Here is a 15,469-nt window from a genome sequence, read left to right as displayed (position 1 = left end):
TTCAGAGCAGGCTTCTCATCAAAAGCGCGATCGTTTTCGCATCGCAGATGCGTCCGTCGATTGCCATCTGCAAAGCTTCTTCTTTTTTCACGCGGACAACCTCGATGATCTCATCCTCGTCACAGCAGTATGTATCACACAAAGAAAGGCCGCGTGCCTCATACAGCCAGAGTTTTTCCGTGCAGAATCCCGGAGACGAGTAGACAAATCCACGCGGGATAAGTTCTTCAGCGAAAAACTTCGCCTCTTCGGCAAGCTCACGCCGTGCGGCAACGACTGGATCAGTATCCTCAGGCTCCATGCCGCCTGCCGGTACTTCGTAGATGTATGAGTCGATCACTGCTCTGTACTGGCGGATGAGATACACAAAATGTTCGTCGGTTGGAAGAATGCAGACCGCAGGGACCGGTTCGACGAATAAGTACTCACGATCAAAACCATTCGGGAGATGTACAGGTTTTGTGGAAATTTTCAGACGCGGGGTATCGTAAATGATCGGCATTGCAGGATGCTCTCTGCTTTGTGAATTGGTTGCGAGATGAGATAAATGAAACGCGAATCGCATTTCACAAAACCATTGCATCAGTATATGAAATCTGCCGCCCCATGAGTAGATACGGAAAAAATTTGGCCATGATCATCAGACCAGAAAACCCGAAAGAGTTTGAAGAACTCTATCAGCTGATCGAAACAGCATTCAAAACCGCCGAGGTAGCATCCGGAACCGAGCAGGAGTTCGCGGACCGTCTTCGTGCAGGAGAAAATTATATTCCTGACCTTGCACTCGTTGCAGAGGCGGACGGAAAAATTATCGGCCATGTCATGTTCACGAAGCTTCGAATCACGGGAGGCACACGGGAACATACTGTTCTCATTCTCGCACCAATCGCAGTGGTGAAAGAGTTCCGCGGTCAGGGCGTCGGCTCGACTCTCATTCGTGAGGGCTTTGTTCGTGCAAAAGCTCTCGGCTACGATGCGGTAATTCTTGTCGGCAGTCCCTTGTACTATGGCCGCTTCGGCTTCACCGAACTTGCAGGATTTGGTATCCGTCACTCGGAGGATTTTCCATCCATGTATGTTCTCGGAGTTGAACTGAGGCCCGGAGCTCTTGCAGGCATCAATGGATACGTGGAGTTTCCCACATAGGTGTACTGAATGATGACCGAACTTGGTGCAGGTTGTGATACCACTAAATGTGGTACCACGAAAAGGTATCATCACAATTTTTTGGTAAACGCGTGATTTTGAAACGCGAATAACGCTAATAGCGCGAATAAAAAAATCAATGTTTTTGCAAAACAGATAATCATCCAACACTAATTATTTTTAAAAATCGCCATTGGCGATTTTTTTATTCGCGTTCTTCGCGTTTCATTTAATCAACGATTAGCATACGGGATAGGATCCTCGATTCCCAGATCTGCAAACGCCTTCATCCGTGAAAGACAGGAGCTGCACACACCGCACGCCGTATCCTCAGTATCATAACAGGACCACGTATCCTCGTACGGCACACCAAGCCGCAGCCCCTCACGAAGAATATCGGTCTTGTTCATCGACACAAACGGCGTCAGCAGCTTGATCTCCTTTTCCGTCTGCGTTCCGATTTTGATCACATTCTGCATCGCCGCAATAAACTCAGGAGTACAGTCCGGATACCCGATGTGATCTCCCGACTGCACACCAATAAACACCGCATCGCCGTCACGCGACTCACAGTACGACGTTGCGATCGAAATCAGATTCGCATTTCTGAACGGCACATACGTATTCGGACGATCTGCCCGACCGAGCGTCCCCTCTTCCACCGCGATATCCATATCAGTCAGACTGCTCATCCCGAACTTTGTAAAATAATCAAGCGAGATCTCAACAAAATCCACCGCATCAAGAGTTTGTGCAGCACGGCGGGCGCAGGCAAGTTCCTTATGTTGCGTCCGCTGGCCGTAATTCATGTGAAGCGCCAGAATCTCATATCCCATATCCTTCGCAACATACGCGAGCGTCGTTGAGTCCATGCCGCCCGACATCAGACAGACAGCCTTCATGCAACATTCACCATTTTATGTAGCTGAAGCTGGAACCTGACCGGGAGCTTTTCTGCAATGATCGTCTCAACCAGCCACTTCGTATCAGTTCCGTACACCGGAGTAATACAGACCGGAGCACGAAGCTTCGGATTCGCCGCAAGCACCTCAACCATATACAAATAATCCGCCTCATCACCGATCACAAACTTCACCGTATCGGTCTCGCGAAGAGAAGCAAGCAGCGACAGATCACTCATCTCGCCTGACGACGGACACTTCACATCCATACAAACGGAAGCATAATCCTGCAGCTCACCAAACGGAACCGTTCCGTTCGTCTCAATATCAATCGTGACGCCTGCCTCATGCATCGCCGCAACCAGAGGAACAAGCTCCTCTTTCTGGAGCAGCGGTTCACCGCCAGTGATGCAGACATACGAAACTCCTGATGCAATCGCTGCCTCCATAACCTCTTCAGCAGTCATCTCAACACCGATTGCATTGCCAAGAGCGTACTCTGTATCACACCACGCACAGTGAAGATTGCATCCTGCAAGCCGGACAAACATACAGGGCATACCCTGACGAAGCCCTTCACCCTGGAGACTCACAAACGTCTCGGTGATCTTCATTCCGCATCAACCTCGGCGTAACAGCCGTCAGACTCCCAGACCCGGACTTTTGTTACATGAGCGTCCATATTATTCTCGCGGCAGAAACTGTTCAGCCGATATCTGATATCCTCAGCAAGAAGCTCGCTTGTCGGGTCACCGTTCGTTAAGACCGGCTGCTGGAACGGCAAAATCGCCGCTGCCAGAGGATCATCCTTGTTCAGAATCACCTGATGATCGTACACCTCCACGACCTGCTTTACAATATTGTAGTCGATCAGAATCTTTGAAGTCGCATCAATGATTCCTTCCATCCAGACCTCAACTCCCCAGCGGTGTCCATGCAGGCGGGAGCATTTACCCTGATAATGCATCAGACGGTGGGATGCATCAAAATGTGTTTCTTTAAATATCCGGGTAGCCATAGCTCTCAATATATTGCCTTTGGTGAACTATAATAATAGAGGTAGAGTCCCTGTATCATGACAGCACCCCAGTACATCTATGACGGAAGGATCATTGGAAAAAAGATCGCCGAACTCAAATGCGCCCTGCCGGAGTTCGGGATTTTGTACTCGATCAAGGCAAACCCGTATCCACCTCTCCTCTCCTACATTGCTTCGCAACAGGTAGGTGCAGACGCTGCCGCAAAAAATGAGGTACTGCTTGCGGCGGGTGCCGGGGTTCCCGCGGAAAATATTTACTACTCAGGTCCCGGAAAAACCACCGCAGACCTTGAGGAAACTTTTGATAAATGCGTCATCATCGCCGACAGTTTTCATGAGCTTGAACTCCTCAACCATATCGCAAGAGAGCGCCGCAGAAAAAAATCCGTCGGCATCCGCATCAACCCATCCTTCTGGGGAACCCCGGGGAAATTTGGTATCGATGAAGAGTTGTGCACGGTTGCCGCACTCTCCTGCTATCCGCATCTGGTGATAGCAGGCATTCATGTGCATGTCAAATCCCAGGAGCTTGACTGGCAGAAAATTTACCGGTACTATGAGAACGTATTCTCTCTCGCGGAAAAAATTCAGAACGAGCTTGGAGAAAAACTTTCCTTCATCAACTTCGGCAGCGGCATCGGTGTGCCGTACACCACAGACGACAAACCGGTGGACCTCGCAAAACTCAGCACGGCATGCGATCTCCTCGTGAAAAAATATCAATCGAAGATTCCGGCAAAACTTCTCATCGAGTCAGGACGGTTCATCGTCTGCGAGGCAGGGACCTACACCACCGAAGTCCTTGACATCAAAAAATCCCGGGGCAGAACATACCTCATCGTTGCCGGAGGACTCAACGGATTTGCACGACCTGCGGTTGCCGCACTTCTCGAAGAAGATCATCAGGCAACAGAACCACTCTTCACCAAACATCATGCATGGACGATCTCGCTCGACAAAAAATCTGATGAGATGGAGATGGTTGACATCGTTGGAAACCTCTGCACTGCATCTGACATTCTTGCAAAAGATCTTCTTTTGCCAAAGGCAGAGATCGGCGACCGCATCACCATCACCAACGCAGGGAGTTACGCCTGCACACTTTCCTTTCAGCAGTTCGGAGGTCAGGATGCACCTGTGGAGACATTGGTATTCACTGATGAAGACTCCCATTAAGATTATTAGTACAGCCTGCTCATAAGTATAGGAACATGCGAGGGTAAGGTATCCGTAAGGACTTAGGCCCCCGCATTCACAATATTCCAACAGAGGAATAGTTTCTCCAAACTACGTGCACGTTCTTTGGGAAACAAACCACGCAGGAAACTGCGTATAAAGATTCATCTATCCAAAAATCTACTTTAACAGAGGTAATTTAATGGGACAGGGAAAATTCGCAGCAAGAAAGCTTGTTCGCTCCGCCAAGAAATTCCGGTGGAGTGATTCAGTCTATGCGCGCAGAGCGCTCAAACTGAAGCTGAAAGCAGACCCGCTTGAAGGCGCACCGCTCGGACGTGCAATCGTTCTTGAGAAAGTTGGTGTTGAAGCAAAACAGCCGAACTCGGCAATCAGAAAGTGTGTTCGTGTTCAGCTGATCAAAAACGGCCGCCAGGTCACTGCATTCGCAGTGGGTGACGGTGCAATCAACTTCATCGATGAACACGATGAAGTCACTATCTGCGGTATCGGCGGTCGTGCAGGACGTTCCATGGGAGATATTCCCGGAGTCCGTTTCGTCGTTATCGGTGTCAACGGTGTCACCCTCAATGAGCTTGTCATCGGACGCAAAGAGAAGGCACGGAGGTAAATAATATGACCGAAGAACAGACTGCAACCAGCAAGATCCTGCTGTTCAACAAGTGGGATACCAGCGAAGTTGTTGTAAAAGATGCAGGTCTTATCCGCTATGTCACGGTTACCTCAACCGAGGTCCCGAGCTCCTGCGGCAGACTGACCCAGCAGCAGTTCACCAAAAGCCAGATGGCAATTGTTGAGCGGCTTATCAACCGTCTGATGCAGACGGAAACGAACACCGGCAAAAAGCAGATGTGCACCCGTATGGTTATGGATGCCTTCGATGAGATCAACAAGAAGACCAAGCAGAACCCGCTTCAGGTCCTCGTTGATGCAATCTCCAACGCCGGCCCCCGCGAAGAGACCGTCCGTCTGAAGTACGGCGGTATCAACGTCCCGAAATCCGTGGACTCCGCACCTATCCGCCGTGTCAACACAGCACTCCGCTACATTGCCATGGCAACCTGGAAAGGTTCCCACAAAACCAAGAAGCCGGCATATCAGGTGCTTGCCAATGAGTTGATCATGGCAGCAAAGGGAGATGCAAAATGCTTCTCGGTCGGAAGGAAGGAAGAAGTCGAGCGGATTGCGAAGTCTGCTCGGTAAACAAATATTAAATCTTTTTTAATGGTGTAGAATGTCACGCGGAAAGAAGATGGTTGAGAAGATTACTGACCTCATGAACGAGCCTCAGTACATCCGTAATATCGGTATCGTTGCACACATTGACCACGGAAAGACCACCCTCTCTGATAACCTCCTCTCCGGAGCAGGAATGATCAGTGAGGAGCTTTCCGGTAAGGCATGCTGGATGGACTCTGACGAGGAAGAACAGGCACGTGGAATCACTATTGATGCATCCAACGTGTCCATGGTTCACACTGTCGGTGACCACGAGTACCTCATTAACATGATTGATACTCCCGGTCACGTCGACTTCGGTGGGGACGTTACCCGTGCAATGCGTGCGGTTGACGGCGCTGTCGTGGTCGTCGACTCTGTTGAGGGTCCGATGCCGCAGACCGAGACGGTTCTGCGTCAGGCACTCAAAGAGGGCGTCCACCCGGTTCTGTTCATTAACAAGGTTGACCGCCTTATCAATGAACTGAAGGTTGACCCGCAGGAGATGATGATCCGCCTTGGTAAGGTTATTGACAAGGTCAACAAGCTTATCAAAGGAATGAACGAGGATCTCTACAACAACGGCGGCTGGAAGCTTGACCCGATGAAGGGAAACGTTGCGTTCGGTTCCGCTCTCTATAACTGGGCAATCTCGATTCCGTACATGAAGAAGTCCGGTGTGAGTCTTCAGACGATCATCGACAAGTGTAACGAGGGCGATGCAAAGTACTTAGCAAAGACCTCACCGCTGCACGCAGTTCTTCTTGACATGGTCGTTACCTTCCTGCCGAACCCGCTTCAGGCACAGGGTAAGAGATGCCACATTATCTGGCACGGCGATGTTGAGTCTGAGATCGGTAAGGCAATGTATGCCTGCGACTCAAAGGGTCCGGCAGCCATGATGGTTACTGACATCTCCTTTGACAAGCATGCAGGAGAGGTTGCAACCGGCAGACTGTTCTCCGGAACTTTGACCCGTGGTATGGAGGTCTACATCTCCGGTACTGCAGGTAAGCCGAACAGACTTCAGCAGGTTGGTATCTTCATGGGTCCGACCCGTGTGGATGTGGACAAGGTTGTTGCAGGAAATATTGCTGCAGTTACCGGTATGAGCGATGCGATTGTCGGATCAACCGTGTCTTCCTTAAAGGAGATGACACCGTTCGAGTCACTGAAGCACTACTCCGAGCCGGTTATGACTGTTGCAGTTGAAGCAAAGAACACCAAAGATCTGCCGAAGCTGATTGAGGTTCTACGCCAGGTTGCAAAGGAAGACCCGACTGTCCGTGTTAACATTAACGAGGAGACCGGAGAACACCTTATCGCAGGTATGGGCGAGCTGCACCTTGAGGTCGTTACCGGCCGTATCAAGAGAGACAAAGGTGTGGACATTGTTACGTCCCCGCCAATCGTTGTGTACCGTGAGACTGTTTCAAAGGCACTCGACGGAACTGTTGAGGGTAAGTCTCCGAACAGACACAACAGGTTCTTCCTGTCTGTTGAGCCGATGCCGCAGAATATTCTTGAGGCAATTCAGTCGAACGAAGTTTCGATGAATATGGACAACATTGCCCGCCGTGATGCACTCGCAGCACTTGGTCTTGACAAGGATGAGGCAAAGAACGTGAAGGATATCTATGGCTCGAACATGCTCATCGACTGCACGAAAGGTATTCAGTACCTGAATGAGACGATGGAGTTAGTCATTGATGGTCTGCACGAGGCACTGGACGGCGGACCGCTTGCAGATGAGCAGGTGCAGAATGTTCTCATTAAGCTCCACGATGTGAAGCTGCACGAGGATGCTATCCACCGTGGTCCGGGACAGGTTATTCCGGCGGTCCGCGGCGGTCTGAAGGCTGCTCTTCTGATGGCAGGCGACACGCTGCTTGAGCCGATGCAGAGAATCCAGATCACTGTTCCGCAGGATCAGATGGGTGCGGCAATTTCCCAGATTCAGGGACGCCGTGGTCAGCTGTCCACGACCGAGGCCGAGGGTGACCAGATTGTGGTCAACGGCGAGGCACCGGTTGCTGAGCTGTTCGGTTTCGCTGGAGATATCCGCTCTGCAACGGAAGGCCGCGCCATGTGGTCTACTGAGTTCGCAGGATTCTCTCCGGTTCCGCAGGGTATGCTTTCTGAGATCGTTATCGGTATCAGAAAGAGAAAGGGTCTCAAAGACCAGATCCCAACCCCGAAGGATTACCTCGAGTAATTTTTCGGAAAATTATACAGAGAATACTTCTCCCGGGAAATTCGGGAGTCAACCCCTTCCTCTGTTATCTTTTTTTCTTTGTTTTCCTTTGCGATGCTGCAAGAGATGTCTTTCATCACAGAAAAATAACCAATTTCTAAAGGAATTTTCCGAAAATAACTGCGAATTAAGTTGTAGTTTACGGAAACGGTTTATCTCCTGCGAGATAATGATATCCTATGAAGAAAAACATTATACTCTTCATTGGCCTTGTTTGTGCAGTGCTCGCAGTGGGCATTGTAGGCACGGCAATTGCGGCCAGTCATGAGCCGCAGGACAATAACACCACAGGAATAACTCCGGAACTCATCGTCTCCGTTGAAAAGACTGCAACTGTTTCCGCAGGCGAACAGGTGAAGTTCATCGTTCCCGGTAATCCGACAACCGGCTACCGCTGGATTGTAACAGATGCCGACGGTCTGAACGTGACCGAGGAGTTTATCCAGGCAACTCAGGAAGAAGGCATGGTCGGAGTTGGAGGCTGGCAGGTCTTTGTCCTGACAGCAGAAAACGCAGGAACCTACACCTTCACCGCTGAGTACAAACGGTCATGGGAAACTGATGCAGAGCCAGTCTATACCTTTACCCAGACGGTCGTCGTGACGGAGTCTTCAGGCGAAGCAGCAGAGGAGCCGGTATATGTCATCTCCTTTGACGGAATGATGAATCCGCAGGTAAATGAAGTGGTAAAGATCATTGTTCCCGGCAATCCGACAACCGGCTATGTCTGGAACGCAGCCGCAGCAGACGGTCTGAAGATTCTGAAATCAGAGTACCTCCCTGACGAGCATGAAGAGGGTATGACCGGTGTTGGCGGAACCTACGTCTGGTACGTGACCGCAGAGAATGCAGGAACCTACACCTTCGGTGCAGAGTACAAGCGCTCGTGGGAAACGACTGCGGCTGAGCAGTTCACCGTGAATCTGACCTTCATTGAATAATCAATACAAACTCTCTTGGGAAAACCGGGGAAATCCTCCGGTACTTTTTTTCAATCACGGTTTTTGAAAAAAAATTATTTTCGAAGATCAATCATACGTCGCGTCCCATTCACTCCCAGACCCTCTCCACATCTCCAAATATCTCGAGTGATTCCTTGAGTGAATATTTTACAGAAAAATATTCGACGTTATTGATACATGCATCATATTCTAAAAAAGGATATTGAATGAATAACTCAAATGCATCCATTCAATGTGTGTTTATCCTGGTAAATCATCCTTAGTGATCTGGTGTGTATTATTTGAACACTGCCTATCTAAAGTAAACACCCACGTCCTTTAGACCATTGTTCATTGCAAGGGTTATCACCAGTGGTGTGATACTTTCGATAATCCCTGAAACAGCAAGTGGTCCGCCATTTAACGGCTGAAGTTTGGATACACTTGAAACAAGATCCATTACCCTCTTCTTTGCATCTGCGTCGTCCCCACAGACAACAACACTGTAGTCTAACTCCTCTTCCAACTGCATCCATTTTCCTGCTGCAACATTGTTGAATCCAGTACAAATCTTAGCAGATTCAGGTAACAGTTTTTTCAGAGCAAGTGCTGCCGAGCCCTCTGTAGGACAGTCTGGAAGGAAATACTTCTCTTTTGGGTTTCGAATCATAGGATTTATTAAAGATACGACAATTTTGTTCTCAAATTTTGATTTTCCAATGGTTTCAATGGTCGATTCTAACTTGTCAAATGGAAGTGACATGATTATTATGTCACAGTCGCACACATCAGCGTTTGTCGCGCCGGAGCATGTGGTAAGAGTGCATTTGTTTTCCTTTAAACAACACACAACACCGTCTGCTGCGACTTCAGCTTTTGACGTTTCGCGTGATCCTATCACCACATCGTATTTGCCTCCTAGACAAATTCTGCGTGCAAGACCTTCGCCGATATTACCGGTTCCACCCATTATTCCTACTTTCATTTTGTTTACATCCTCAATGAACATCCTTCGTGATAGTTACGATCTCTTTCGCCTGAGGTTGACTAAAGGGTACTAGAGATTTCCCATTGATTTGAAACAACGGTGATGTGTAATTTTTTTGGGCAGATTCTAACTGCTCAATATCTTCATGTCACTTCGTCATTATCATCAGATTGCCAGACTCAGGTTAGTAGTATGTTCACAAACTAACTACTTAATGCTATTTTTACAGCTACTGTAGGCTGATTTCGCAATATTTTTCAATCATTTTTGAAAAAATGAGACTTATTTGGTTTGTGTGCTGTTCTGCATACTGTTTCTGACTTCAGTAACTGTATCTCCCCGCAAAATGTGCTCTTTTTTTGAATGGCACCCATACTTCAAAAAACCGCTCTGCATTGTTCAGTTTGTTCGTAGAACTCAAAATTAGTCGACCGTAAATGTTTCCATTAATGCTGAAGTCATTATTTTTCATGAATTTCCATATTGAATCAAGCATTGAACCCTGCAGAAACATTGTTCCTTCAACGGAGAATATTGAGTAAAGACACATCATCTTGGGAATATGCTCAGATCCGTCAATCTCATTATATCCCATAATTTCAGAAAATTCATCCTCTAATCCGAGGTTCCAGTCATAAATGGGAATATTTTTCTCCCACATCTCATCCTTTATCTCGTCTCTGTTGATACAGAAAGAATAAAATGAGAGCGGCATTAATTTCATGGCAATCTGCCGTGCTTTCAGGGAGTTTTCATCCATGAGTAGTTTCTTTCCCCGCATATGAGCGTGCTGCCAGAATGCCGGGCGTTCTGCATAAAATACCTTGTTTATTTGAGATTTGATGGATTTACTCCGTGTAAGAATGGATATCAGCCCTTTTTGCCGAAGTTCGAGTTCTTGCATCTGTTTTTCCAGTTTCTTTTGTTCCAGTTCAAATTTTTGGATTACCTCATCTAACTGGTACATATTCAGAAGATCTTCCGAATCTTTCACAGAAAAACCGATATTCCGATACTGTTTCCTAAGCATCAGCTTATAGATGTCGTATATGGAATATTTTCGTTCTCCATTTTTCTCATCCCGGCACGGTGATATAATACCCTGAGTGCCAAAATAGCGAATCGTCTGCGGATGTATGTCCAGCATTTTGGAAACAACACCGATTGAATAAATCGGTTGCGACATATCACCATCGGCATTCTGCAAAACATTTACCTCATCCATGATCATACTCTCCCCAGAATGTCAATATATCTGGCATCATACATAAATATTTGCCACATATCTGTGAAAAAAATCAAAAAAAAGTGATTGATTTCTGCTGAAATCATGTGGTGTATTCACATTCACGTTTTCTTTTAAACATGACTATAAACAGGATCACTCCTGCAACAAGCATAAGTCCTGCCGAGAAACTAAATGCCAGCGTGTAGGCACCAGTTGTGTTTTTGAAATAAGCAAGAAGTTGAGGTCCGATAAGAGCTGCCATTGAATATGCAACAAACATAATCGCATAATTCAGACCAGAATTTTTACTTCCGAAGTTATCAGAGGTGATTGGCGGGAACATAACCAGCAGCGCACCTCCACATGCTCCAAGAATACACATAACAGCCATGAATGGAATCGGCTCGGTAATTGTACCTAGCATGACAATTGCGATGACATCAATCGCGACTGCAATCAGGAGTGTTTTGTATCTTCCAAGTTTATCTGAAACAGCACCGAATAGAAGTCTACCGACAAAATTGGAGATTGCCAATAGACTAACGGCTATTGCTGCCATTGCAAGAGTCATGCCTGCTTGTTGCTGACCAATGGTTGATACTGCACTGAGCATCATCATGTACGGTGTACAGGCAAAGGCAAATACTAAGAAGAGTAGCCAGAAAGTTGGGGTTTTGAGCATCTCATTCCAAGTGTAATCCTTCGTGGAGACAACGTTTGCTGCTCCAGAAGTTCCACAGGTATCAGGTTCCCAACCGTCCGGTTTGTAATTTGCTGGTGGAACTGAGACCATCCAGCCAACTGCAAACATGAGAATACCATAGATGATACCAATAATCTGATAACTTGCCATAACTCCAACGTCGCCAAGAAGGGCAGTGGCGAGCGGGGCACTGAAAACAGGACCTATTGCTGCACCCCCTAACAGGAGACCGGAAATGAGACCTTTCTTGTCAGGGAACCACTTGAGAGTGTTTGTGACTGAGAAATTGTAAAGGCATCCTCCTCCGATACCGGCAATAATTCCGAAACCGAGCCAAAACATCCATATTTCAGTAGCAAATCCGGTAATTATCCATCCTGCTGCGAAAAGAGTCGCGCCCACGTACATGAGAAGTTTTGAATTGATCCGTGGTCCAAGAACTCCGATTACAATACCAAACACACAAATCATAATATTGTAGAAGGTATATGCAAGAGTAACGGAACCCATATCCCATCCAGTAGTATCCATTACCGGTGAGACAAAGGTACTAAATGCACTGGTGCCAGAGAGACAGAAGTTGAATATGAACCCTGCCAGCAGAACCAGCCAACGATTAGATTTTAACTCTATCATTTTACACCAATTAATGATATGGGTATGTTTACTGGATGGTGTATCCACCATCAATCGGGATTATAGAGCCATTCATGAACTTTGCTTCATCGGAAGCAAGGAATACGCATAAATCGGCAACCTCTTCGGGTTGACCAAAGCATCTCGTTGGTACAAGATCTTTTGGAATGTTGTCTACTGAATCTGCAATCAATGGGGTAACAATCGTACCCGGACAGATTGCATTGATTTTGATACCGAAACGTGCGTACTCTGAGGACATGTGCTTGGTTAATCCAATCACTGCGTGTTTGGATGCAGTGTAGGATGCTCCTCCTTTTCCAGCGACAAGGCCGGCAACTGATGCGATATTAACAATCGCTCCGCTCTGCCGCTCAATCATCTGCGGCAAAACCAATTTCGTTAACCAGTAGATGGATTTCAGGTTGATCGTGAAAATGGAGTCCCATAATTCATCTGACGTGTCGAGCAGTTTTGTGTATTTGTCAAATACTCCTGCGTTATTGACAAGGACATCCACACGTCCATAAGTTGACATTACTTTATCAAATAATTCCTGTACTCCTGCTGCAGTGGTGATATCTGCTCGAATGCCAATGGCTTCACCACCATTCTTAATGATGGTTTCTGTGACTTCTTTCAGGGCTTTTTCATTTCTGCCGACTACAACTACCTTTGCACCTTCTTTGGCAAGTACTTCAGCTTCAACCAGTCCCATACCAGAAGTTGATCCGGTAACAATTGTTACTTTATCTTCTAATCTCATTTTTTCTTTCTCCATTCCTAAAGTACCTAAACCCAACAGCTGGATTCGCTGCTTTTGATACGGGGAGTGATGTCGAGAAACAAATTTTGGTCGGCATATTCGGTTGTCAGCATTCCAACGGTCAAATGTAGGCTGATAATATGTATCCTAATTAACTATTTAATGATGATTTTACACTAACTGTAGTGTAAAATAGCGTTTTTTCCCTAAAAAATATAAAAACAGAGGGGGGTCGGTCAGTTACGTTAACACAGGTGTGAATTTCTCTTCAGTAACTGTAGCGTACCCCCTGATAATCAGGTTTACTTCTCTTCTCGGTATTGCATCATCCAGTGATGAAGTATCCTCCGTCCTCCGGAAACCAAAGATTCACCTCCACACACCCTGACGTGAGGGTGAGGAGAAACAGAATGAGCGAAAGTATCATACAGAGAGAATATTTTGACATCATGCGATTTTTCCGAAAAATCTAATATTCCTGTACTAAGGACATAATGCTATACATAATTAATCTCTCAAAAAGAGTACCAGGATAAACTACTTTTTCTTTTTCGCCAGCCAACATACAGAACAGTTATGTCCGGGTCCGTCCAGTATGAATCCTCCTGCCCGCTTGTATTCAGCAAAGGCAGTGCATTCGACATGCATGTCCATACCAGCCACTCAGACGGGCTTGTTCACATCCCCGAACTCCTTGCCTACCTCAGACGCAGAAATCTTTGTGCCGCAATAACGGATCACAACACCATTACAGGCGTCCGCGAAGCCTACGAGCATGACGATGCGAACGATCGAATCATCCCGGGCATTGAGGTCTCTGCCGCTGACGGCCCACATCTCCTCATCTACTTTGACACAGTTCGCGACCTGCAGTCCTACTACGAGTCATCAATAAGCGGTCATCAGGGGGCCTGTCCCCACATGGCAACCGATCTTGTCACGGAAAAAATTGTCAGCGAAGCAAACGAAAGCGGCGGTCTCGTCGCCGCCGCACATCCGTACGGTTACGCCATGCTGGTTCGCGGTGTTCTCAAGGCAATTGATGTCGGCATGGTGTCTCCAACAGTACTCGATGACATCGACGGGCTTGAGGTCATCTGCGGCGGCCTCTCACACTCGCTCAACACCCGTGCCGAAGCCTACGCAGTTGCAAATAACTTCTGCATGACCGGAGGTTCAGACGCCCACACGCTTCGCGAAGTGGGACGCGCCGTAACGGTTGCAGATGAAATGCTTCCGGTACCAGAGTTTCTTGAAGCAGTCCGCCTCCAGAGAACTGATGTCATCGGCTGCGAACGCGGGCCTGCCAACAATCTCCTGATGGGAACGCAGGTCCTCGCCAAATACGTGCCCTATCTTGGCCCGGGCCTTGCCGTGCATCTCAGGCAGGGAAAAATGCGGCTTCGAAGATAGGATCACTTCGCAGCTCCGCCCACGATTCGCATGCCTGCGGCCTGCTCGCTGCTTCGCAGGAAAAACAGAACACACGGAAATTTCACAGAAAAACATCACGGAGCAGACGAGAACTTCACGGAAATATAATTTCGTTGGTATTTTATCAACAGGAGAGCTGAAAATTATTTTGCGAGAGTACATAAAAATAATTTTCAATGAGGGTTCCGTGATGTTCACGTCTGCTCCGTGATGTTTTTTTCCGTGCCTATTCTGTGTGTTCAGTGTGTTCTGTGGGCGGAGCTATGAATAAAGCTACAAGCACCAACACATCGAAAAAAATTATTCGCTGCAGATGCGCTCTGCAACAGCAGCATAGGTCTCCATCACATCGCCCAGCTCTTTGCGGTAGACATCCTTGTCAAGTGATGCACCGACAGAGCCGTGATCCCACAGCCGCATCGAGTCCATACTGATCTCGTCTCCTAGCCGGATCACGCCGCTCGCATCCCTGCCGAACTCGAACTTCATATCGATGAGATCCAGATCCTTTTTCGCAAGATTTTCACGCAGCACATCGTTCACCGCAAGAGCAAGCCGTTTGATCTCACGAAGTTCGCCGGTGGTCGCAATCCCGAGAGCCGTAACGATATCATCGTTCACCATCGGGTCGTGACGTGAATCGTCTTTTAGATCAAGAACAATCACCGGCGGGGAAAGCACCTGGCCTTCGGAAAATCCATAGTTTTTCACAAGAGAACCTGCCGCACGGTTGCGGACAATGACCTCCAGCGGAATCATGGAAAGTTTCCTGACCAGATGGGTGTTTTCTGACACGGCAGAAAGAAAATGCGTCGGAATATGTGCAGCCTCAAGCAGCGGATACAGATACGCGGTAACTTTCGCGTTGTAAACTCCCTTTCCCAACAGGACGTTCTTTTTCTGCCCGTCAAACGCAGTGATATCATCGCGAAACACCACCAGAAGTTCATCCGGTTTGTCGGTCAGATACACGGACTTTGCCTTACCCAAATAGAGAAGATCGCCCTGCTTCATACT

At 47.6% G+C, this 15,469-nt stretch carries 16 protein-coding genes; 7 read left to right on the top strand and 9 right to left on the bottom strand.

All coding sequences use genetic code 11. The features are described 5' to 3' along the window. Position 1: 1 nt before the first annotated feature. Complete coding sequence (locus McpAg1_RS00690; RefSeq protein ID WP_338093356.1) at positions 2–502, bottom strand: NUDIX hydrolase; 501 nt, start codon at positions 500–502, stop codon at positions 2–4. A 131-nt stretch (positions 503–633) separates the two neighbouring features. Between McpAg1_RS00690 and McpAg1_RS00685 the strand changes: the two genes are divergently transcribed. Continuing rightward, positions 634–1,146 (top strand): GNAT family N-acetyltransferase, encoded by a 513-nt coding sequence (locus McpAg1_RS00685; protein ID WP_338093355.1) that lies wholly within the window; start codon positions 634–636, stop codon positions 1,144–1,146. A gap of 233 nt (positions 1,147–1,379) precedes the next feature. On the opposite strand, the gene queC is transcribed toward McpAg1_RS00685, so the two are convergent. From queC to McpAg1_RS00670, 3 genes are read right to left on the bottom strand one after another with little or no spacing between them, the layout of a single operon-like run. Continuing rightward, the gene (queC, locus tag McpAg1_RS00680; protein WP_338093354.1) at positions 1,380–2,048 is read right to left on the bottom strand and encodes a 7-cyano-7-deazaguanine synthase QueC; all 669 of its coding nucleotides are present in this window, start codon (positions 2,046–2,048) and stop codon (positions 1,380–1,382) included. Then, entirely contained in the window at positions 2,045–2,662 is a 618-nt protein-coding gene (locus McpAg1_RS00675; protein ID WP_338093353.1) for a 7-carboxy-7-deazaguanine synthase QueE, read from the bottom strand. The genes queC and McpAg1_RS00675 overlap by 4 nt, the downstream gene beginning before the upstream one ends. Further along, the gene (locus McpAg1_RS00670; protein WP_338093352.1) at positions 2,659–3,066 is read right to left on the bottom strand and encodes a 6-carboxytetrahydropterin synthase; all 408 of its coding nucleotides are present in this window, start codon (positions 3,064–3,066) and stop codon (positions 2,659–2,661) included. Before McpAg1_RS00670 ends, McpAg1_RS00675 begins: the two co-directional genes overlap by 4 nt. 57 nt (positions 3,067–3,123) lie before the next feature. On the opposite strand from McpAg1_RS00670, the gene McpAg1_RS00665 reads away from it, so the two are divergent. From McpAg1_RS00665 to McpAg1_RS00645, 5 genes are all read left to right on the top strand, one after another. Next, the gene (locus McpAg1_RS00665; protein ID WP_338093351.1) at positions 3,124–4,263 is read left to right on the top strand and encodes a type III PLP-dependent enzyme domain-containing protein; all 1,140 of its coding nucleotides are present in this window, start codon (positions 3,124–3,126) and stop codon (positions 4,261–4,263) included. Between the two features lie 202 nt (positions 4,264–4,465). Next, positions 4,466–4,894, top strand: a complete 429-nt coding sequence (locus McpAg1_RS00660) for a 30S ribosomal protein S12 (RefSeq protein WP_268922812.1) — start codon at positions 4,466–4,468, stop codon at positions 4,892–4,894. A 5-nt stretch (positions 4,895–4,899) separates the two neighbouring features. Beyond that, positions 4,900–5,487 carry a 30S ribosomal protein S7 gene (locus McpAg1_RS00655; RefSeq protein ID WP_338093350.1) on the top strand — a complete coding sequence of 196 codons (588 nt, stop codon included), beginning with the start codon at positions 4,900–4,902 and terminating at the stop codon, positions 5,485–5,487. 31 nt (positions 5,488–5,518) lie between these two features. Further along, positions 5,519–7,717, top strand: a complete 2,199-nt coding sequence (locus McpAg1_RS00650) for an elongation factor EF-2 (RefSeq protein ID WP_338093349.1) — start codon at positions 5,519–5,521, stop codon at positions 7,715–7,717. Between the two features lie 218 nt (positions 7,718–7,935). After that, positions 7,936–8,697 carry a protease inhibitor I42 family protein gene (locus McpAg1_RS00645; protein ID WP_338093348.1) on the top strand — a complete coding sequence of 254 codons (762 nt, stop codon included), beginning with the start codon at positions 7,936–7,938 and terminating at the stop codon, positions 8,695–8,697. Positions 8,698–9,010: 313 nt separating this feature from the next. On the opposite strand, the gene npdG is transcribed toward McpAg1_RS00645, so the two are convergent. The 4 genes from npdG to McpAg1_RS00625 form a co-directional block, all read right to left on the bottom strand. Continuing rightward, positions 9,011–9,706 carry an NADPH-dependent F420 reductase gene (gene npdG, locus McpAg1_RS00640; RefSeq protein ID WP_338093347.1) on the bottom strand — a complete coding sequence of 232 codons (696 nt, stop codon included), beginning with the start codon at positions 9,704–9,706 and terminating at the stop codon, positions 9,011–9,013. Positions 9,707–10,007: 301 nt separating this feature from the next. Further along, complete coding sequence (locus McpAg1_RS00635) at positions 10,008–10,910, bottom strand: MerR family transcriptional regulator (RefSeq protein ID WP_338093346.1); 903 nt, start codon at positions 10,908–10,910, stop codon at positions 10,008–10,010. 103 nt (positions 10,911–11,013) lie between these two features. Beyond that, positions 11,014–12,252 (bottom strand): L-lactate MFS transporter, encoded by a 1,239-nt coding sequence (locus McpAg1_RS00630; protein WP_338093345.1) that lies wholly within the window; start codon positions 12,250–12,252, stop codon positions 11,014–11,016. Between the two features lie 28 nt (positions 12,253–12,280). Further along, positions 12,281–13,018 (bottom strand): SDR family NAD(P)-dependent oxidoreductase, encoded by a 738-nt coding sequence (locus tag McpAg1_RS00625; protein ID WP_338093344.1) that lies wholly within the window; start codon positions 13,016–13,018, stop codon positions 12,281–12,283. A gap of 576 nt (positions 13,019–13,594) precedes the next feature. On the opposite strand from McpAg1_RS00625, the gene McpAg1_RS00620 reads away from it, so the two are divergent. Then, positions 13,595–14,431 carry a PHP domain-containing protein gene (locus tag McpAg1_RS00620; RefSeq protein WP_338093343.1) on the top strand — a complete coding sequence of 279 codons (837 nt, stop codon included), beginning with the start codon at positions 13,595–13,597 and terminating at the stop codon, positions 14,429–14,431. 321 nt (positions 14,432–14,752) lie between these two features. On the opposite strand, the gene purC is transcribed toward McpAg1_RS00620, so the two are convergent. After that, the gene (gene purC, locus McpAg1_RS00615; protein ID WP_338093342.1) at positions 14,753–15,466 is read right to left on the bottom strand and encodes a phosphoribosylaminoimidazolesuccinocarboxamide synthase; all 714 of its coding nucleotides are present in this window, start codon (positions 15,464–15,466) and stop codon (positions 14,753–14,755) included. Between the last annotated feature and the right edge of the window lie 3 nt (positions 15,467–15,469).

It is taken from the genome of Methanorbis furvi, from assembly GCF_032714615.1.
Taxonomy (GTDB): Archaea; Halobacteriota; Methanomicrobia; order Methanomicrobiales; family Methanocorpusculaceae; genus Methanocorpusculum; species Methanocorpusculum furvi.
Note: the sequence above shows the minus strand (reverse complement) of the source record. Positions and strands in the feature narration are given on the sequence as shown.